This is a genomic window from Phocaeicola sp. (assembly GCF_048170425.1).
Taxonomy (GTDB): domain Bacteria; phylum Bacteroidota; class Bacteroidia; order Bacteroidales; family Bacteroidaceae; genus Phocaeicola.
Genome location: NZ_DBEXBB010000314.1, coordinates 1 through 19,208, shown reverse-complemented (window position 1 = coordinate 19,208; position 19,208 = coordinate 1). Strand labels below are relative to the sequence as shown.

Genomic DNA, 19,208 nt, shown 5'->3' with positions numbered 1-19,208 from the left:
TACTTTTAAAATTTGATACGTTTATTCAAGGTTGCAAATATAGTTTTTTTTTCATTTATATGCGGAAAGGATTGTAAATATTTAAGGCTTAGAGCCTAAAAAAGGGAGTACAGCTTGCAAAAATAAAGCTATACTCCCTCTTGTAATTATACTCTGTACAGATTTTCCCTGCTAACCGGACATTTTATTTCAGCCCGCGAGTCTTCAGCAACGCATCCAGGCTGGGTTCTGCCCCACGGAAGGTTACATACAGTTTCATCGGGTCGTCTGAACCACCTTTTTCAAGAATATTCTTACGGAAAGAAGTTGCAGTAGCCTGGTCAAACAATCCATGTTCCTTAAATGCCTCGAATGCATCCGTATCCAAACGTTCTGCCCAAATATAACTATAATAACCGGCTGCATAACCTCCCATAATGTGATTGAAGTAAGTAGAACGATAACGAGGCGCAATCTGCGGAATCAATCCAATCTTATCCATCAATTGTTTCTCAAACTGAAGTACGTCAAATCCGTCCATCGTTGTCAAACAATGCATCTCCATATCCAAAATGGCAGCGGCTAACAACTCAGTCGTCATAAAACCCTGGTTGAACAAAGCTTGATTTTCAATTTTTGCAATTAAAGAATCAGGTATTGCTTCACGCGTCTGATAATGTTTGGCATACATCTTCAGCACCTCTGGCTCTACTGCCCAATGCTCCATAATCTGTGAAGGAAGTTCCACGAAGTCCCGTGCTACAGAAGTTCCGGAAATACCTTTATATGTACACTGGGTCAGCAAGCCATGCAATGCATGCCCAAATTCGTGATACATGGTACGTGTTTCGTCAATGGTCAGCAAAGAAGGCATATCATCAGCTGGTTTGGTAAAGCTAGCTACATTATAGATTAACGGGCGGACACCTTCCTGCTGTTCACGGAAGTTACTCATCCAAGCACCGCTTCGTTTGCTGACACGAGGCATATAATCGCTATAGAACACACCTAACAGTGAGCCGTCTGCATCTTTCACGATGTAAGTCTTCACATCCTTATTATATATAGAAATAGAATCACAAGGAGTTAAAGTAATGCCATACAGTTTGTTGACAACTGTACACAGTCCATCATGTACATCTTCTTGGCTGAAATAAGGCTTGATGACATCCTCATTCAAGTCATATTTCTCCTGGCGAAGCTTTTCTGCATAATACCACCAGTCCCATGCTTCCAGTTTTTCACCTTTTCCTTCACGGTCCATGATTTTCTGCAACTCAGCAGCTTCCGCTTTAGCATTCTTGATAGAATATTCCCACAGGCCATACAGCAGGGCAAGTGCATTCTTCGGGCTCTTCGCCATGTTGTCAGCCAACTGATACTCTGAGAAATTGTTGAAGCCCATCAGCTGTGCCTTTTCCAGACGAAGGGCAAGCACCTTTTTCAGCACTTCCTTGTTGTCATTGGCATTGCCACGGTTGCCCAGGCTGGTATACGCCTGATAGATATTCTTTCTCAGCTCACGGTTCTGAGCGTACTGAAGCAACGGAGTACGGCTGGATTCCTGTAAAGTAAATACCCATTTACCGTCTTTCCCGTGTGCCTTGGCTTCCTGTGCCGCTCCTGCAATGACTGCATCCGGCAAACCAGCCAAATCCTCTTTCTTATCTACCACCAATAGATAATCGTTGTTATCGGCCAACACATGATTGCCGAACTCAATGGTCAGCGTAGAAAGCTGCTTGTTGATTTCGCGCAGACGTTCCTGCTTCTGTGCGTCCAGTCCCGCACCTGAACGGATAAACTCCTTATAATATTTATCCAGCAAATAATGTTGTTCGGTAGTCAGCTGAATTTTTCCAGCTTCTTCCTGTGCACGAACAGCAGCCACTCTCTTATACAGCTCCTGATTCAGAAAAATATTGTCACTGTGTTCAGACAGCATCGGAGCAATCTTTGCTTCCAGCGCCATCATTTCGTCATTGGTATCTGCTTCCGTCAAAGCAAAGAATACACCGCTCACACGAGCTAGAATTTCTCCGCTGTTGTCCAGTGCCACAATCGTATTTTCAAAACTCGGTTCCTCCGGATTCTCTACAATGGCCTTGATTTCCTCATTCTGCTGTTCAATGCCTTTCAAAAAAGCCGGCTCATAATGTTCCACCTTGATACGGTCAAAGTCAGGTGTTCCATAAGGGGTTTCAAACTCAGACAGGAACGGATTGCCCGTGTCTGCCACCTGCTGTCCACAGGCACATACCATACAACTCATAGCTGCTGCAAAAATTAAATTCTTCATCTTCTATTTATTATCAGGTTATAATTTTTCTACCAGACACCACAACGGATAATGGTCGGAAGCCGAAATAGAATTGTCCACACGGCATTTCAAGACTTTAAATCCCTTATTCACAAACAAATGGTCAATGCGGAAATACAGGAAATTCCGGTTATACGAGAATCCCGGTCCCCAGCCGGCTTCACGATAAGCATCCGTCAATCCTTTCCCAATGGTGTGATGTGCATACGAAATTGGAGAATCATTAAAGTCACCGCATACCAGCAGATACTTACCTGACTGGCGGGAAATCACCTGTGCCACAGAATCAGCCTGCGGTCCACGAATGGCTACGGCATCAGCCAATTTACGCAAAAGATATTTACTATCTGATTTTACCTTTTGCTCATCTGGTAATTTAAGTAAACCTTCATAGACCTCTTTGTCGTGTGCATCCAGTTTATTCGATTCCAAGTGATTACATACCAATGACAGCGTATCCTCTTTCATTTTCAACTTAAGTAAGAAACTAGCATTATTACCACTTACATACGGAATCTGCTTCACTGACACAATCGGGAAACGTGATAAGCAGGCCATCCCATTTCCATTAGAAGCCTTAAGCAGTCGCCGATAGGGATACATCGAAAAAAAATTTTTCGTTTTCTGCTCATCCCATTGATATTCTTGTAGACAAACCACATCCGCATCGCTTCCCCAGATATAGTGACGCAAAGGATAACCCTCATTCTCCGTATCCCCCTGCATATTCATTACATTATAGGTCAGAAATTTCAATACTTCGCCGTCTGCCGTATCCTCTCCGACTCTAAACGGAGTATATGTCATGACTGCCCCTCCTCCAACCAACAAAAAAGTAACAGGAAGACACACCAACTTTCTGCAATAGAAAAGCCATGCCACTACAAAACCCAACATGACAAGTAAAAAAAAGGGGAAAAACAATCCCGCACATGCAAAGACCGGATGAATTACCGGCGATACAAGCGGACTATAGGCACAACACAAAAATCCAGCCCCAATAACCAGGTTTGCCAGAATCAGGACAGCTCTAAACGTATGTTTCCAAATACTCATTTCTTACTTGCATCAAATAAGCTTTTCTTCTCGTCATCCGTCAGACTGTTGTAGCCCGACTTACGCAGTTTGTCCAGAATCCGGTCAATTTCTGCCTCACGTTCCTTTTTCCGGGCATTGTATTCATAATCCGACTGGCGTCCTCCGTAGTGCACTTTCATCTTGGGTTTACGCTTCACCGGACGCCCCAAGCCTGCAAACCAATCGCACACAAGGTTTATCCATTTCGTGGCATCGTGACCGCTCTGCAATCCTGCCGCAAACCACCATCCGGCCAAGGCTCCACCCAGATGTGCAATGTGCCCGCCTGCATTCTCAGAAGTCATGAACAGCAAATCGAGCACCACCATAAATAGGGCTACATATTTCAGACGCACCGTACCGATAAACAGGAACTGTACCGGATAATTCGGTTCACGTACACTCACTGCCACCACAATGGCCAATACAGAAGCCGATGCACCCAACAAATAGGAAGAATACACGGCATCCTGGAAATAAGGAAACACATTATATGCCAACATATAAAGCAATCCGCCGCAGATTCCTCCCAGGAAATAAAGTCCGCGCAAGTGCTTCGACGAGAAAAAAGCCAGAAACAGACGACCGAACCAGAAAAGCCAAAGCATATTAAATAAGATGTGCAGCACACCGGCATGCATGAACATGTAAGTGATTAGCGTCCAGGGTCTACGGATAAAGACTTCCGTCCATGCCGGCAGTTCCAGATAATTCATCCACGGAGAAGCAGGCACATTGAACAAGGTCAAAAAAATCTGTACCAGCGTCACCACCAGAAACACCGCTACGTTCACATACACCAGACGCAGCACAATATCTCCCTGCTGAAACTTTCTTTTCAAATCAGTAATAAATCCGTCCACCGCCATTTTTCTTTCTCCAATAAACAATCAGTATCAAACCAAACAACATACCCCCCAAATGAGCAAAATGCGCTACTCCGTCGTTGCTGCCCAGTCCCAGAAGCAACTCCAGCACGGCATATCCCATCACGAAATACTTCGCCTTAATAGGCATCGGTATCGGAAAAACAAACATCTGACTGTTAGGAAACAACATACCGAATGCCAGCAAAATGCCATACACCGCTCCCGAAGCACCTACGGTAGTCAGCTGGTTCAGAAACGCATCCATAGGAATGATGCCCAGTCCCGTATTGACCGAATCATAATTCGACCATACTGTCAGATACTCCACATATTGCACTAACTCCTGAATCAAACCGGCGCCAATACCACAAATCAGGTAATACGTCAGGAATCGTTTAGGGCCCCACACTTGTTCCAGTACCCGTCCGAACATCCATACCGCAAACATATTGAAAAAAATATGCGAGAAATTGGCATGCATGAACATGTAAGTGATAAGCTGCCCCAGGTTAAAATCCGAAGCCAGGAAAAAGTGAAGACCCAGCATATTCTCTATATCCACTCCGTATTTTCGGGCCACAAACATTCCGAAGAAACAGAGCACATTGATAATAAGCAAGTTCTTAGTTACTGTTGGAAGATTATTCATATTGTTAAATCATTGATTCAGTTACAAATGTACAACATAAAATCGGGTTTGAAGGAATATATATCCTTAAATTTCATTGCACGCAACCACCGAGTCACGCAGCACCAGCAAGCTTTCCGGCCCCATATTGAACAGCAGGTCAATCACACTGAGATTAGGCAGAAAGCCCAGTTTCTGATCAAACACCTGATAGTAAGGCTTGGGAAAGAATGCCTTATCCGCCTCCCGAAAATCCCGTTTGGGATGAATCAGCTCCCGGAAATCATCTGCACACTCCACCTCCGGCATGTATTCCTCGGTAGGTATCAGGCGAGGCTTCATGTCAATCTGCCGGCACACCCACTCACACAGCTCCAGGTTAAAGTCGAACAGAAACTCATATTTCTGCCCAAAGAACCGATGAAACTCATCCGCATAGTAATCAAAAAAAGGACTATGCTTGTAAGCAGCCACAAACGCATTCCAGTGCACATGCCGCCAGTTGCCATGGTCTGAAATACGTACATCCTTCATCACACACTTCAGGTCATCACTCTTTTCCGTCGGAATGGTCAGTGCCAACGGTCCGTCGGCCGACGCAATCACGCACCGGTTACGGTAAGTCTGCTTCATGTAGTGGTCATAACGCTCCACATGTACTGAAGGATAAGCAAAAAGTTTGGTATAATATTCCACGGGAGCCAGATAGGCCGACCCCAAAATCACTTCATTCTTCATTCTTTCTCAGTTTATGTCATTGCACCCGCTGCCAGAAGCGCCCCTTCCGCGAAGAGTACCAGATGCGCCAGGCCTTCCCTATCAGATGGTCCTCCGGTACGAACCCGAACAGGCGGGAATCACAAATATTCACCGGGTCATTGGAAGCCACCCAATAATAATCCTTGCTAAACGTATAAGTCTCCACGGGCTTTCCTTTCACATACAACGTATCACGGAGGATTTCCGCAGGCTGATGTTCATGTGCCACAATCGTATTGCAGAGTAAGGTCACATTCCAGGGATACACCTTCACCGGAACACCTTTTGCCGGAATCACATACGGATGCACTTCCGTACGGTTCTTTTCATCCAGCGGCACAAGCGGAATCCGCCCCTCCAGCTTCTGCGAAATCAAGTAATATTCATATTGGCTGAAACTCCGTATATACCCCCCGTCGGAAGTATATCCGGCCAGCGTATTTCCTTTGATGCCCAGCACCGACAGCACGGTCAGCATCAAATCTTCCGAGGATACCGGATAAGCATACAGCGATTTGGCGTCCGGGCTGAGCACCTCTCCGCCCACACAGTTCAGGTCGGCATCCAGCATCAGCGTATCTCCCGGCGTGCCGATACAGCGGCTGATGAACAACTCTCTCCACTCTATCCCTTTCTCCACCTGCTGGGGATGAGGATTATTGAACAAGAGAATATCCCCTTTCTCCGCACGCGAAGATGCCAGCCGATGATAGCCGAAAAGCGAAGAAAAAGGCAAACGCAGCCCGTAGCTCCACTTGTTGACCAGAATCCGTTCTCCCTGATAAAGAGAATTTTCCATCCCGGAAGAAGGAATTACACAAGTCGTCACAAGCAGGGTCCGCACCAGCCATACGGTCAACACCGTCAGGCCGGCCGCTCTCAACCACCACCATCCGGACTTTCCTTTGTTCATAGATTATTTAATGGAATCCACAAACTTAAACAGACGGTTCCAGCGAATCTTTCCGTCAAACCAGCCACGATCCTGGTTCAGCGACAGCCAGATAAAAATAGGTTTACCCACAATGTGGTCTTCCGGCACAACGCCCCAGAAACGTGAGTCGGCTGAATTATGGCGGTTGTCACCCATCATCCAGTAATAATCCATCTTGAAGGTATATTTCGTCGTTTCCTGTCCGTTGATATAGATTTTTCCGTCTTTCACCTCCAAACTGTTGCCCTCGTAGTTCTTGATCGGACGTTCATACATCGGCAGGTTATCCAGCGTCAGGTCTATAGTAGCTCCCTTCTTCGGAATCCATATCGGGCCATAGTTGTCTACCGTCCAGCCCGTCAGTTTGTTATCCGGATACAGTCCGCCCGCATCATCATCCGGCACATTTTCAATGGAAGTCACCAAGTCCTTCCGTGCCAGCAAGGCAGCTTTCGCCTTTTCAGTCAACGGCATGTTATATACTGATTCCTCCGTATAATAAGCCATCAAATCCTCCTGACTGATACCTAGTTCATAACATAAATCCTCCGGCAGCATGCCCTTGGTATGCACCAGATAACGATACTGCACATTATCCGGTTCCTTGTTGGCCTTACCGTCCAGGTAAATAATCCGGTTCTTGATTTCCAGTGTCTGGCCCGGCATACCCACACAACGCTTCACATAATTCTCTCTCCGGTCCACAGGGCGGGTAATCACCTCACCATACAGCTGCGGATTGTCGTCAATATACTTGCGTCCTACCGCGTAATAATAATCATACACATCCCGTTGCTGCTCCAGGTTCAGGCTGGCCAGGTCAATAGGCTGCGAAAGTTGCTTACCGATGGCATAGCTCATGCGATAGATATCTTCTGCCGGATTGCCGGTAGCCACCGTATCCCCTGCCGGGAAGTTGAACACCACAATGTCATTCAGCTCCACCTCTCCCAGTCCGGCTACGCGTTTGTAGTCCCACTTCGGCCATTCCAGGTACGACTTGCAGTTGAACACCGGCAACGTATGCTGCGTCAGCGGCATGTGGAGCGGTGTCTGCGGAATACGGGCACCATAGCTCATCTTGCTCACAAACAGATAGTCGCCCACCAACAGCGATTTCTCCAGTGACGAAGAAGGAATCACGTAATTCTGGAAGAAATACAGATTCACAAAATAGACTGCCACCAGCGCAAACACGATGGCATCCACCCAGCCCATCACCGTCAGCACGGTCTTGTTGGTCGATTTCTTCCACCATGTCCAAGGAATCTTTTTGGAAATATATGCGTCAAAGATGAACGGAACCACTACCAGTCCCAGCCAGCTTTTCAACCAAATCAGGAAAATCAGGTAAAGCACCAGCACTATGCCGAACTTTATCCATTGTTTACGCGATGCCTGTATCATACTCAAAACTGAAATAAATCATTCATACCTAAGAAGCCCTGGTGCGCAGCCGTATATTCTGCAGCCAGCACCGCTCCCAATGCAAATCCCTTGCGGTTCTTTGCGTCGTGTGTAATCACGATAGAATCAGCCTCCGACTCATATTTGATGGTATGGATACCCGGTACTTCCCCCTCGCGGATGGCACTCACGGGCAATTCATCCGGTGCACAGTCGGTCGTGCCCGTCACCGTACCGTCGGGAGCGGTCAGTGTGCCCATCACCCATTTCTGCTTGCGGTCCAGGTTTTCCAGAATCCCTTCAGCCAGCGTAATGGCCGTACCACTCGGGGCATCCAGCTTGTGCACGTGGTGTGTTTCTACCATCGACACATCGTAGTTCGGGAACTGGTTCATAATCTTTGCCAGGTACTTGTTCACCGCCGCAAAGATAGCCACACCCAAGCTGAAGTTAGACGACCAGAACAGCGTCTTACCCTCCTCCTGGCACAGACGGCGCATCTCTTCGCCATGCTCTCCCATCCATCCGGTGCTGCCCGATACCACTTTCACGCCATTCTTGAACGCCTCCAGACAGTTGCCGTAAGCCACTGAAGGAGCTGTAAATTCAATGGCCACATCGGCTGAGCGGAAAGCCTCCGAAGCAAAATCTTCCCGATTATTTATATCAATGATACTCACAATTTCATGACCTCTGGAAAGGGCGATTTTTTCAATTTCCTTTCCCATCTTTCCATATCCAATTAATGCAATTTTCATAATTCTGATGATAATTTTATTCGCAAAGATAGTGTTTTTCAGTATTAATCATTACATTTACCCAACATTTACAGCTCATTAACATGGAACATCTACTCCAGTTTGTATGGAAGCACAAGCTTTTTCCGCTCACTCCGCTGCATACCACGCAAGGACAAACCGTGGAAGTCATTGACCCCGGACTCCCCAACCCCGATGCAGGACCCGACTTTTTCAATGCGAAAATCAAGATAGACGGCATTCTGTGGGTGGGAAATGTAGAAATCCACGTGCACGCTTCCGACTGGAAACGCCACCACCACCATCAGGACCGCACCTACGACTCCGTGATTCTGCATGTGGCTTCCGACATCGATGCCGAAACCTTCCGCACCGACGGCACACCCATCCCGCAAATGGAGCTGCACTACCCACCCTATTTGCTGGAGAACTACCGCGAACTGATTGAAACCAGCCATTACCCGGCCTGTTACCGCCTCATCCCTCGCCTGCCCAAACTCCTGCTCCACAGCTGGCTCTCCAGCCTGCAGACCGAGCGTTTCGAGCAGAAAACACAGCGCATCCAGGCCCAGCTTACCCAGAGCAAAGGCGACTGGGAACAAGCCTTTTTTCTCACCTTAGCCCGCAACTTCGGTTTCGGCACCAACAGCGATGCCTTCGAGCAATGGGCACAGACCATTCCCTTGCAAGCCGTCAACAAGCACCGCGATAATCTTTTTCAGATAGAAGCCATTTTCTTCGGGCAGGCCGGCCTGTTGCAGGAACTCCCTTCCGACGACTATTCCGCCCAGCTTACCAAGGAATACGCCTACCTGGCCCACAAATTCGAGCTACAGCCCTCCGAATACCTTCGGTGGAAAATGCTCCGCATGCGCCCGGGCAACTTTCCGCACGTACGCATCGCCCAGCTGGCCAACCTCTACCACCGTTCCCAGGGCATGCTCTCCCAGTTGCTGCTGGCCTCTACGGTGAAAGAACTGCGCGACCTGCTGCGTGGAGGTACCTCCCTCTACTGGCTTACCCACTACGTTTTCGGCGAACCCTCGCCTGCCCGTCCGAAAACCCTCAGCGACGCCTCCATCGACCTGCTGATTATCAATACCGTGGTTCCCTTCCTCTATGCCTACGGCAAGCACAAAGACGAGGAACGGCTCACCGAACGTGCCGGCAACCTGCTGGAGCAACTTAAACCGGAAAACAACTACATCATCCGGCTGTGGAAAGAATGTGGTCTGCAAGCCGCCCATGCCGGCGACAGTCAGGCACTCATCCAGCTCAAAAAGAATTACTGCGACACCAAGAAATGTCTGTTCTGCCGCATCGGATACGAATATTTCAAGAAAAAAGAAGGTTAAAAACTCTTCTCACCCCTTACACACAAGTCTTTCATTAAATCAGTACTTCCTTGACAGTACTCTAGTACTTTCCTTGGAGTACTACAGTACTTTCGTGGAAGTACTCAAGTACTGCCAAGGAAGGACTGTCAGTATTTAAATATTTATTTCTCAATACGTTACAGAAATTTATAGAGAATCCATCCCTTTCAAAAAAAATCATTTCCGTCTTGACAAAGGAATATAGACCGAACACTCCCAGCCTGAAAGTCGGTTACGCAAGAAAGGAGACATATTGAACTTCCTTGTCATCCCCCATTTGTATTGCACAGCCACTTCCATGAATCTGAAGTCATACGCCAATCTTGCAAATACCGGCAAATCGAAGAAACTTTTGTCATAAAAATAAAAAGTAGGCTCCACTCCTACCGACAGATTCAATCCTCGAAACAGGTACCGTCCCACACTTCCAGCAAAAGATGCCGACCACAGATTACAGATTCCTTCTCCGCCCACATACGTCGTATGCACGTCAGAAGAAAGATAACGGAATCCATAGCTGTAACGGCCATATCTTGCCGATAACGACAAGTCGAAGAACCAGCCGGTATCCGGACGATTCAACCGCCAGCGGTATCCGGCGCCCAAAGTAAAATCAGCCCCCAAACGGGAGTTTGCCAAATCGAAAGGCGGTAATCCTTTCTCCGGTGAAGCCATCTGGTAGTTTACGGTATTTTTCCCTCCATAAAGCATCAGGCCTGAAGAACGGAGCATCTGTGCACGAACTGTCATCCATAAAAAGAAAAGGAATAAGAAAAAAGATAATCGTTTCATACTGATTCCCAATTAGCGTTATTATTTTCAATCTGGTTTCTGTTTTATTTACTTAACGATTCATCATTCAGCGAAATAAACGGGTGATTCTTTTTTATCGAATCCACCTGATATCCTGCATTCAGTACCGCATGGTCAAAATCTGACTGTGTTTCAGACTCTGACATATCCATCCACTCCGTTTGCCGCAAGCAGCAACCACCTACCAATCCGAAACCGTTCTCCACATTGGTGTAAGTAGCCCGCATGGGAGCCAGCTCCACATTACCCAGCTCATTATTCTTCTGCTCATTAAGTGATTTCAAATAACGGTAGAACTCTTCGGACAGACTATATAAATAAACCTTATATTGCTTTCTGTTTATAAAAGTTTCATCTTGAATAGAAGTCTTGTAATCAGGTATGTAAGTCATATTCAGGCGAAGTGTGTAATTCTTTCCCTGAATTTTCTCATCGCTCCAAAAATACAGATTCTGATAGTACGCATAGTTTCCCATAAAAATGTCATCCAAACCAGAAGAAGCATCCAACATTGGCTCATCACTCCAGTCCATATAAGCAGAAGACGGTTTGCCATAATGCACCTCCGAAGTCCCCTCTTTCCAATACTTCACCCTTTCTTTGACCGTTACCGCATAGTAATTTTCAATCTTTGCATAATCGGTAAAATTTATCTGAAGCTGGAGCACACTCAACTCAGAGGGTTTTCGTTCTATTTTAACAGTGTTTAAGGGGAAAGGAGCAGGAATAATGGTAAAGGCAGATACTGCTTTCACCCCTTCTACCGAAGCTGTAAGCCGGACACGGTCACTCGTCTCATAGGGCTGCACCACATAATAACTTTTGGCGGGGACTCCCGGCAATGAATCCTCTGTCCACAACAAAGGAACAGCAATGTCATTCACTTCCAGCCTGATGTCCCTGCCCTTTAATCCATACATTCTCATGCCTTTGTCATAAACCGGAAGACTGTGCGAAAGACGTACCACCGTAGTATCACCACTTCCAGGATAACTATATACCGTTAATTTAGGAACCTCTGAAATCTCATCCAAGTCAAAATGATACACACAAGATGACAACAGGCTGAAGGCTGCAAGTATTATTATGAGATTCTGTTTGTTTAAATGCATAAATACAATGTTTAGAAATTTGTTATAATCAATGACATTCCAATGCATGCCGATTCAGAAATTTAAGGTGTAGCTAAAAGAAGGAATTATCGGGAACAGTCCGATAGCCTTTCCTCTGAAACTTCCATCCACCTGCCGTTCTATCTTTGTATAAAAAGGATTCATACGGCAATAAGCATTATAGATACTCACATTCCAAATTCGCTCGAATCCCCGCTTGGTAGTCCGCCGGAAATTGATACCCACATCCAGCCGGTGGTAGGCAGGCAAAGTAATATTGTTAGGTTTTCCATACATCGGCTCTAAGTCCGACAGCTGCGAGGTTCCAGGTAGGCAAGGATTTTCCACATACTGTGTAGGAACCGTCGCATGGTCACCACTACGATAAGTCCACGCTGCATATACATCCATTCGATGGCTGAATTTACGACGATAGACAAAATTCAGTTTATGACGATTGTCAAACTTGCTGGGATACCAACCGGAATAGAAATCATCAAATTTTTGCTTGCTCCATGATAAAGTATAACCAGCCTGAAAGAGGTTCTGCTCATCATGATACACCAGCGATGTTTCCAACCCATACGATTTGCCGTCTCCCACCCGTACCACCTGTTCCCAGTTTCCGGCAGGCAATGTAAGACTGCCTCCCGCCTCGTACTCCAACATTCGGCTGGTAGTACGGAAATAGCTTTCCACCTCCAGGCGCAACCTCCACGGAAGTTCCATGTACACACCACCTGCCACCTGTCGCGAATGCATAGGACGTATACGGGAGGTAGAAGGGACCCAACAATCGGTCGGCAAGTTTAAATAAGAATTGGATAACTGGTGCGCAAACTGACTCATCTCGGTATAGGAAACTTTTAAAGTGGTACGACTGAACAGACGGTAACTTGCCGATATTCTCGGCTCCAGCGAATGATATACTGCTCCCGAAACTTGATACATGGTATAACGTCCCCCCAAGTTTATCCGCAGCTTTCGGGTCAGCCTCATATCGTCTTCCGCATAAAAAGAGAATTCATTCCCCTTGTAATGGCTCTCTACTGATGACAATAACGTATCCGTCATTTCCTCCGTACCTCTTATATCCTGTGATAACGTATGCTGCGGACAATAGATATGATACAAGTAATCGCTTCCGAAACGAACATGATGATTCGCCGTAGGAAGGTAATGAAAATCCATGCGAAAACCTACGTCATCAATAGTAGAATAACTGTCTCTCTGCATCCGGTCTACAGAATATTCTTTATCATCTTCCCCTTTATAAAAACTATCATCTGACCTGAAGTCATATTTAGACAGATTACGGGCATATACCAAAGAAAAGTTACCGGTCAGTTTATGATTGAACTGATTATTCCATGACAACGCGGCAGAAAGATTTCCCCATCTGATATGATATTCATCCGTGGTCTGTTCTTTCTCTTGATGGAGCAGATTTCCTGACGGGAAAAGCTGTTTATCCTTCATTTTAAACAAATCTCTTCCAGAATACACACTAAAAGAAAGCCTGCTCTCATTGGAAAACCGATGTGTGATTTTCCCATTTATATCATGAAAAGCATAACGGGCATTGATATCTTCTTCGGGAAAGAAACGATTGGCAATCCGCAAAGCAGGAGCAGAAAGCACGTCCAACCAACTCCGGCGCATACTGAACACAAAAGAAGTTTTTTCCTTTATGACAGGCCCTTCGAAACGTAGCCTTCCGTCCAGCAGCCCCAACGAGACCATACCATGAAACTCCTTTAAGTCCCCCTCCTTCATACGGACATCTGTCACAGACGAAAGCCTCCCTCCGTAACGTGCCGGGAAACCACTCTTGTAAAAATCCACGTTCTTCACTATATCCGTATTAAATGCAGAAAACAATCCTCCAAAATGATTCACCTGATAGAGAGGCATGCCGTCCAATAAGAATAAGTTTTCATCATTCTTCCCCCCGTGTACATAAAGTCCGGAGAGCAGTTCCGTGCCAGCAGATACTCCGGGAAGCTGCTGAATTGCCTTGACTAAATCCGGTGAACTGAACAGTGAGAATTCCGTATTCAACTGTTCTGAAGTCAACGAAATCTTTCCAGTCTGAGTTGTAAAAAGAGAAGTATTCAAATCGGCTGTTACCACTACCCCTTCCAATGCAGTGGAACTTTCCTTCAAATAAATAGTACCAGAATAATCTGAACGCAAGTCCAATTCTTTCACCACCTCTTCATAACCTACATAAGAGAAACGCAAAGTATGCTTTCCTTCCGGTAATGTCAAACTAAAAAAACCATGTTCATCCGTTAAGGTACCGATATGCATATTCTGATCATACACCGTGACATTAAGGAGTGATTCCCCATTATCCTGACACACGTGTCCTGAGAAAGTATACTGGCTCGATTTAAACAACAAAACATAGCTGCCTTTTATCTCCCATTTGATTCCGGTTCCGGAAAAGACTGTTTGCAGATTCTCCTTCAATGACTTACCAGAAGAAAAAATGCCAGATAACCGTATCATTTCCAAAGAAGAATCATAGACGAAATTCACATGATACAAGTCTTGCATTCGTACGATTGCTTTCTTCAATTCTGAAGTTTCAGAACAAGGATGTCCCCCTAAACATAAACAGACAACCGCCACAGTCCACAAGGTACTCATCATACTTGCTTTTTAATATGCACTTTTAATACTTTTTCTATTATCTCGATGATTTCGTCCAGACTGTGTGCATCGAAATTGGCTGTCAACCGTTTGTCTGTCCGGTCAGCTACCAGCTTTACCCCATAATAACGGGAAAGCTCTGCAAGTACTTTCGGAAGAGGAGTATTCTCAAATACAAAACTTCCTTTCTTTACAGAATCCGGACGATGGACGATTTGCGGAACATGCTGACCTTTTACCACTTGTGCCTCCATTCCAGCCAGAAGTTCTACACCTTCCGACTGACCTAGTACAGAAAACCGTACTTTTCCCGATTCCACCTGAACCCATGCGGTATCCGCACGGCTTTCATCCATCACGAAACAAGTACCCAACACTTGAACTTCAGCCAACTTTCCTATTACTTTAAACGGACGAGTACAATCTCTTTTTATCATAAAACCAACTTTCCCCGTCAATTTCACTTCACGACATACATCTGCATAATCCTTTGTACGGAAACAAATAGAAGAATAGGGATATACCGTAACGACCGAACTGTCCGGCAACTGGTACTTTACTGCATGTTCGTATGCTGCCAATTCTGTCCACTGCTTCTCAGGAGATATACCCACCCAGACAATAAACGCCAGCAATATAGCCGCAGCCAGCCCAGATAAAAACAGGAAATACCGGTTCTTTCCGCCTGCCCTTCCAACCACTCCATGCTTTTCCTTGAAAACTTTCAAAGCCTGCCGTGTGTCCAATTTATTCTTTTGATAGTGCCTCAACACAAAACGAAGGCATTTTTCTTCTAATTCATTCATGTTTCTGGTGATATTATACATTCAACCCTGTGACAATAGAAACCCCAAAAATCACTACGTGAAAACACTGAATTTTAGTTAAAGAGAAACATATACACTTTATATGCCCCCTCACGTATCAAACGAAATGCCTTCTGAATATGACTGTCGACTGTATGAACCGAAATATGAAACTTTTCAGCAATCTCCTGATACTTCAGGCCATCCCGTTTATGCAAAAGAAAGACCTCACGGCAACGCTCAGGCAAGGCATCTATGGCAGTCCACATTCGCGCCTCCATCACACTCCGTTCCTCCACCTCCTCATCCAACAAGGTTTCTTCTAATTCAGTAAATGAGACTCCCGATTTGAACAGATTTTCCTGACTCAAATAATCCAAGCTACGGTTCTTAACCATCACATACAAATAAGCCTTCATATTACTTACCTCACAAGACTTTTCATTATTCATTTTCTCCCACAAAGACGAAAAGCAATCCTGCACAATATCTTTGGCCATCTCTACGTCCTGTACATAATGTGTTGCATACAAACACAAAGGTCTATAATAAAACTTGAATAACTCATCTATATTTAATCTGTCTCTTCCCATGTGCAAATCAATTTCTATTTCAAATAGAGACAGATGAAAATACCAAAATCACCATCCTACTTCTGTAAAAAAAGTTAAGTCTTTTCAGTTCTTCATACCTCTCACCGCAATGCCTCTTCCACTGCCCGCAGATACCCGTCCAGGCGATTGCTCTTCAAGATAGCCTTCCGCTGTTTCTTGTCCAACTCCGGCAACAGGTACTCCCAGCAGGTCTTCAGCTTGGCCAGCAGCTGCGCCTCTCCGCCCTCTATCACCCGATGATAATACAGATACATCTGCCGGTGCATCTGCGCTACCCGTGCCTTCAATTCGTTCTCGGACAATTCTCCTTCACGGAAAGCCAGCGCCAGTGCCGGATTCGCCAGCAGCCCGCGACCCAGCATCACCCCTTTCAGCTGGGGAAACGCTTCCAGTACCTCCCGGATGTCGGCCACCGTCAGCAAATCACCGTTGTACACCAGCGGCCGCTCACACGCCTCATAGAAGGCACGAAACGCCTCCCGGTCCACCGTCCCCTTGTACTGCTGCTTCCCGATGCGCGGATGAAGCGTCACCTGCGTCACACACGAACGGTTGAGTAACGGCACGAGCGCCTTCCACTCCTCCGCATCCTGGCCGCCTAACCTCATCTTCACCGAAAAACGAATCTCCGGAAACACCTTCATCGTCTCCAACAGCGCCTCCACCTTCTCCGGAGAAGACAAGATACCCGCTCCCTTCCCACGACGTACAATCAGCGGAAACGGGCAGCCCATGTTCACATCTATCTCCTGATAGCCCTGCGAAGCCAAAAAGTCCGTCAGCACCTTCAGTTCCTCCGGCTCCGAGGCAATCACTTGCGGAACCAGCCGGGACACCGTGTTCTCTTCAGGCGACACGTCGCGCCTGTCCTTGTTACGAATCTCCCCCTTCTCCAACCGGACAAAAGGAGTATAATACGCGTCCACACCTCCCAGGCACTGCGCATGTGCATTGCGCCACGCCACTTCCGTAAAGCCCTGCAAAGGAGCTGCATAAATTACTGGTACATTCTCTTTCATATCCTGCAAATATAGGAATAATTCGCTATCTTTGTGAAAATACATAAACTTCACTCTCATGGAGAAATACATCTTTGAACTGAAAATGAAGGTCCGCGACTATGAATGCGACCTACAGGGAATCGTCAACAATGCCAATTACCAGCACTATATCGAGCACACCCGCCACGAGTTTCTCTCCTCCGTCGGCGTCAGCTTCGCACAGCTTCACCAGCAGGGCATCGACCCCGTGGTAGCCCGCCTGAACATGGCTTTCAAAACCCCGCTGACCAGCGGCGACGAGTTCATCTCCCGTCTGGCACTCCGCAAGGAAGGCATCAAATACGTCTTTGTGCAGGACATCTACCGCCTGCCCGACCTGAAACCCGTCATCAAATCGACCGTAGAAACCGTGTGCGTAGTCAACGGACGCCTGAGCGACAGCGCCCTCTTCAATGAAATCTTTGCTCCCTACCTGAACCAATGAACGAAAAAGAACTCCTCTGCCGCATGGCCCTTCCCCTTCTGCCTGGCATCGGTCTGGTAGGAGCCCGCCACCTGATTCAGGCTGCCGGAAGTGCGGCCATGCTTTTCGAACACGCCCGCGAGCTGCCGGCTCTTCTTCCCGGAGTCACTCCGAAGGTAGCCACTGCCTTTCAGCATACGGAAGTATTCCGTCTGTGCGAAGCCGAGCTCTCGTTTGCCCAGAAGCACCAGATTCAGTGCCTGACCGAAGACGACGAAGCCTACCCTTCCCGCCTCCGCGAATGTCCCGATGCCCCGCTCGTGTTGTTCTACAAAGGCTCGGCCAACCTGAACAGCCGTCACATCCTGAGCATCGTAGGTACACGCAATGCCACCGACTACGGCAAAGGCCTCTGCCAGCGTTTCATGCAGGAACTCAGCGCCCTGCTTCCCGACGTGCTGATAGTGAGCGGACTGGCTTACGGCATCGACATCCATGCCCATCGCGAAGCACTGACCCACGGATTCGACACCGTGGGCGTACTGGCTCACGGTCTGGACCGCATCTACCCAGCCGTACACCGCCGCACCGCCACCGAAATGCTGACACAGGGCGGACTGCTCACTGAGTTCATGAGCGGCACCAACCCCGACCGGCAAAACTTCGTGAAGCGAAACCGCATCGTAGCCGGCATCAGCGACGCCACCCTCGTAGTAGAGTCCGGCCCCAAAGGAGGCTCCCTCATTACCGCCGAGATAGCCGAAAGCTACCAGCGCGACTGCTTCGCCTTTCCGGGCCGCGTAGGCGATACCTACTCCACCGGCTGCAACCTGCTGATACAAAAAAACCGCGCTGCCTTGATACAGAGCGCGGAAGATGTGGTAAAAGCCATGAACTGGGACCATGTGCCCGTTTCCCCTCAGGTAGTCCAGCGCCAGCTGTTCCCGGAACTGACACCCGAAGAAGAACAAGTGGTCACCCATTTACAGAAGCATCCCGACGGGATACAAATCAATACGTTAGTAGTAGAAAGCAACATCGCCATCAACCGCATGACCAGCCTGCTGTTCAACTTAGAGATGAAAGGCGTGGTCCGCGCATTAGCAGGAGGAGTCTACAAGCTGGCCTGAGCCTACAGAGCCGCAATCTCCTCCCTTATCTTTGCATAAGGCGCATCCTTCAGCAGCACCCTCTTCGTGCCGTCTAACAGATACAGCGAAGGCATCGCTTTCAGGTCGTACAGCGCCCCCTGCTTCACCGTTTCGCGGTCACTGCCACCATCCCTAAGGCAGATTACTCAACGTACGCTTCCATCTCCTTGCAAAAGCCGTCCAGGTCCTCCTTCACCTGCTCCTCGGTGAACGGTCGGCCAATATGGCCAAGTAATCCGCCGCTCCTTGTTCCGCCACGTTCCGGTTATCCACCAATGCCGTATCCGCAAAGTTAAAGCTGTCCCAATAGTGCGCCATGAGATACGCTTTCCGCTCCTCCAGCTGGGTGAACATGGTGGGGATTTCCGGGAAAGGGAATTTTGCTCCCACAGCCGCTTGCGGCCGTTCTACGGATGCTGATGCAGTTGTTCCTACATGTTTCTTCTGGAAGGCAATTCCCCAAAAAGAAAACAAGAACAAAAT

At 47.3% G+C, this 19,208-nt stretch carries 19 protein-coding genes; 3 read left to right on the top strand and 16 right to left on the bottom strand.

Translation table 11 applies throughout. The features are described from left to right. Window positions 1-184: 184 nt before the first annotated feature. From ACMJ0U_RS12170 to dapB, 8 genes are all read right to left on the bottom strand, one after another. On the bottom strand, window positions 185-2,278 hold the full coding sequence (locus ACMJ0U_RS12170) for a M3 family metallopeptidase (protein WP_417130144.1): 2,094 nt from the start codon (window positions 2,276-2,278) through the stop codon (window positions 185-187). Window positions 2,279-2,296: 18 nt separating this feature from the next. After that, window positions 2,297-3,355 carry an endonuclease/exonuclease/phosphatase family protein gene (locus ACMJ0U_RS12165; RefSeq protein WP_417130143.1) on the bottom strand — a complete coding sequence of 353 codons (1,059 nt, stop codon included), beginning with the start codon at window positions 3,353-3,355 and terminating at the stop codon, window positions 2,297-2,299. Further along, window positions 3,352-4,239 carry a rhomboid family intramembrane serine protease gene (locus tag ACMJ0U_RS12160; protein WP_417130142.1) on the bottom strand — a complete coding sequence of 296 codons (888 nt, stop codon included), beginning with the start codon at window positions 4,237-4,239 and terminating at the stop codon, window positions 3,352-3,354. Before ACMJ0U_RS12160 ends, ACMJ0U_RS12165 begins: the two co-directional genes overlap by 4 nt. Beyond that, on the bottom strand, window positions 4,220-4,894 hold the full coding sequence (locus ACMJ0U_RS12155; protein WP_417130141.1) for a rhomboid family intramembrane serine protease: 675 nt from the start codon (window positions 4,892-4,894) through the stop codon (window positions 4,220-4,222). The genes ACMJ0U_RS12160 and ACMJ0U_RS12155 overlap by 20 nt, the downstream gene beginning before the upstream one ends. A gap of 66 nt (window positions 4,895-4,960) precedes the next feature. Beyond that, window positions 4,961-5,611, bottom strand: coding sequence for a WbqC family protein (locus ACMJ0U_RS12150; protein WP_417130140.1), 651 nt, complete (start codon window positions 5,609-5,611; stop codon window positions 4,961-4,963). Between the two features lie 16 nt (window positions 5,612-5,627). Then, window positions 5,628-6,545, bottom strand: coding sequence for a signal peptidase I (gene lepB, locus ACMJ0U_RS12145; RefSeq protein WP_417130139.1), 918 nt, complete (start codon window positions 6,543-6,545; stop codon window positions 5,628-5,630). 3 nt (window positions 6,546-6,548) lie between these two features. Continuing rightward, window positions 6,549-7,973: a S26 family signal peptidase gene (locus ACMJ0U_RS12140; protein ID WP_417130138.1), complete on the bottom strand. Its 1,425-nt coding sequence runs from the start codon at window positions 7,971-7,973 to the stop codon at window positions 6,549-6,551. A 2-nt stretch (window positions 7,974-7,975) separates the two neighbouring features. Beyond that, a complete protein-coding gene (dapB, locus tag ACMJ0U_RS12135) occupies window positions 7,976-8,731 on the bottom strand; it encodes a 4-hydroxy-tetrahydrodipicolinate reductase (protein WP_007559449.1) in 756 nt (251 codons plus the stop codon). Between the two features lie 83 nt (window positions 8,732-8,814). Between dapB and ACMJ0U_RS12130 the strand changes: the two genes are divergently transcribed. Continuing rightward, window positions 8,815-10,086, top strand: a complete 1,272-nt coding sequence (locus ACMJ0U_RS12130) for a DUF2851 family protein (RefSeq protein ID WP_417130137.1) — start codon at window positions 8,815-8,817, stop codon at window positions 10,084-10,086. A 198-nt stretch (window positions 10,087-10,284) separates the two neighbouring features. Here the strand turns inward: ACMJ0U_RS12130 and ACMJ0U_RS12125 are convergent, their stop codons facing one another. From ACMJ0U_RS12125 to ACMJ0U_RS12100, 6 genes are all read right to left on the bottom strand, one after another. Beyond that, complete coding sequence (locus ACMJ0U_RS12125) at window positions 10,285-10,899, bottom strand: hypothetical protein (RefSeq protein WP_417130136.1); 615 nt, start codon at window positions 10,897-10,899, stop codon at window positions 10,285-10,287. 44 nt (window positions 10,900-10,943) lie between these two features. After that, complete coding sequence (locus ACMJ0U_RS12120) at window positions 10,944-12,032, bottom strand: DUF4249 domain-containing protein (protein WP_417130135.1); 1,089 nt, start codon at window positions 12,030-12,032, stop codon at window positions 10,944-10,946. Between the two features lie 54 nt (window positions 12,033-12,086). Then, on the bottom strand, window positions 12,087-14,687 hold the full coding sequence (locus tag ACMJ0U_RS12115) for a TonB-dependent receptor domain-containing protein (RefSeq protein WP_417130145.1): 2,601 nt from the start codon (window positions 14,685-14,687) through the stop codon (window positions 12,087-12,089). Beyond that, entirely contained in the window at window positions 14,687-15,496 is an 810-nt protein-coding gene (locus ACMJ0U_RS12110) for a FecR family protein (RefSeq protein WP_117670203.1), read from the bottom strand. Before ACMJ0U_RS12110 ends, ACMJ0U_RS12115 begins: the two co-directional genes overlap by 1 nt. A 74-nt stretch (window positions 15,497-15,570) precedes the next feature. Continuing rightward, window positions 15,571-16,089, bottom strand: coding sequence for an RNA polymerase sigma-70 factor (locus tag ACMJ0U_RS12105; protein WP_007559456.1), 519 nt, complete (start codon window positions 16,087-16,089; stop codon window positions 15,571-15,573). 101 nt (window positions 16,090-16,190) lie between these two features. Continuing rightward, window positions 16,191-17,129, bottom strand: coding sequence for a tRNA-dihydrouridine synthase family protein (locus ACMJ0U_RS12100; RefSeq protein ID WP_417130134.1), 939 nt, complete (start codon window positions 17,127-17,129; stop codon window positions 16,191-16,193). A 58-nt stretch (window positions 17,130-17,187) separates the two neighbouring features. On the opposite strand from ACMJ0U_RS12100, the gene ACMJ0U_RS12095 reads away from it, so the two are divergent. Then, window positions 17,188-17,595, top strand: coding sequence for an acyl-CoA thioesterase (locus ACMJ0U_RS12095; protein ID WP_007559458.1), 408 nt, complete (start codon window positions 17,188-17,190; stop codon window positions 17,593-17,595). Then, window positions 17,592-18,704, top strand: a complete 1,113-nt coding sequence (dprA, locus tag ACMJ0U_RS12090) for a DNA-processing protein DprA (RefSeq protein ID WP_417130133.1) — start codon at window positions 17,592-17,594, stop codon at window positions 18,702-18,704. The genes ACMJ0U_RS12095 and dprA overlap by 4 nt, the downstream gene beginning before the upstream one ends. Before the next feature lie 2 nt (window positions 18,705-18,706). On the opposite strand, the gene ACMJ0U_RS12085 is transcribed toward dprA, so the two are convergent. Beyond that, window positions 18,707-18,832, bottom strand: coding sequence for a hypothetical protein (locus tag ACMJ0U_RS12085; protein ID WP_417130132.1), 126 nt, complete (start codon window positions 18,830-18,832; stop codon window positions 18,707-18,709). Window positions 18,833-18,917: 85 nt separating this feature from the next. Further along, the coding region (locus ACMJ0U_RS12080; protein ID WP_417130131.1) for a DUF5106 domain-containing protein at window positions 18,918-19,208 on the bottom strand (291 nt) is incomplete at its 5' end.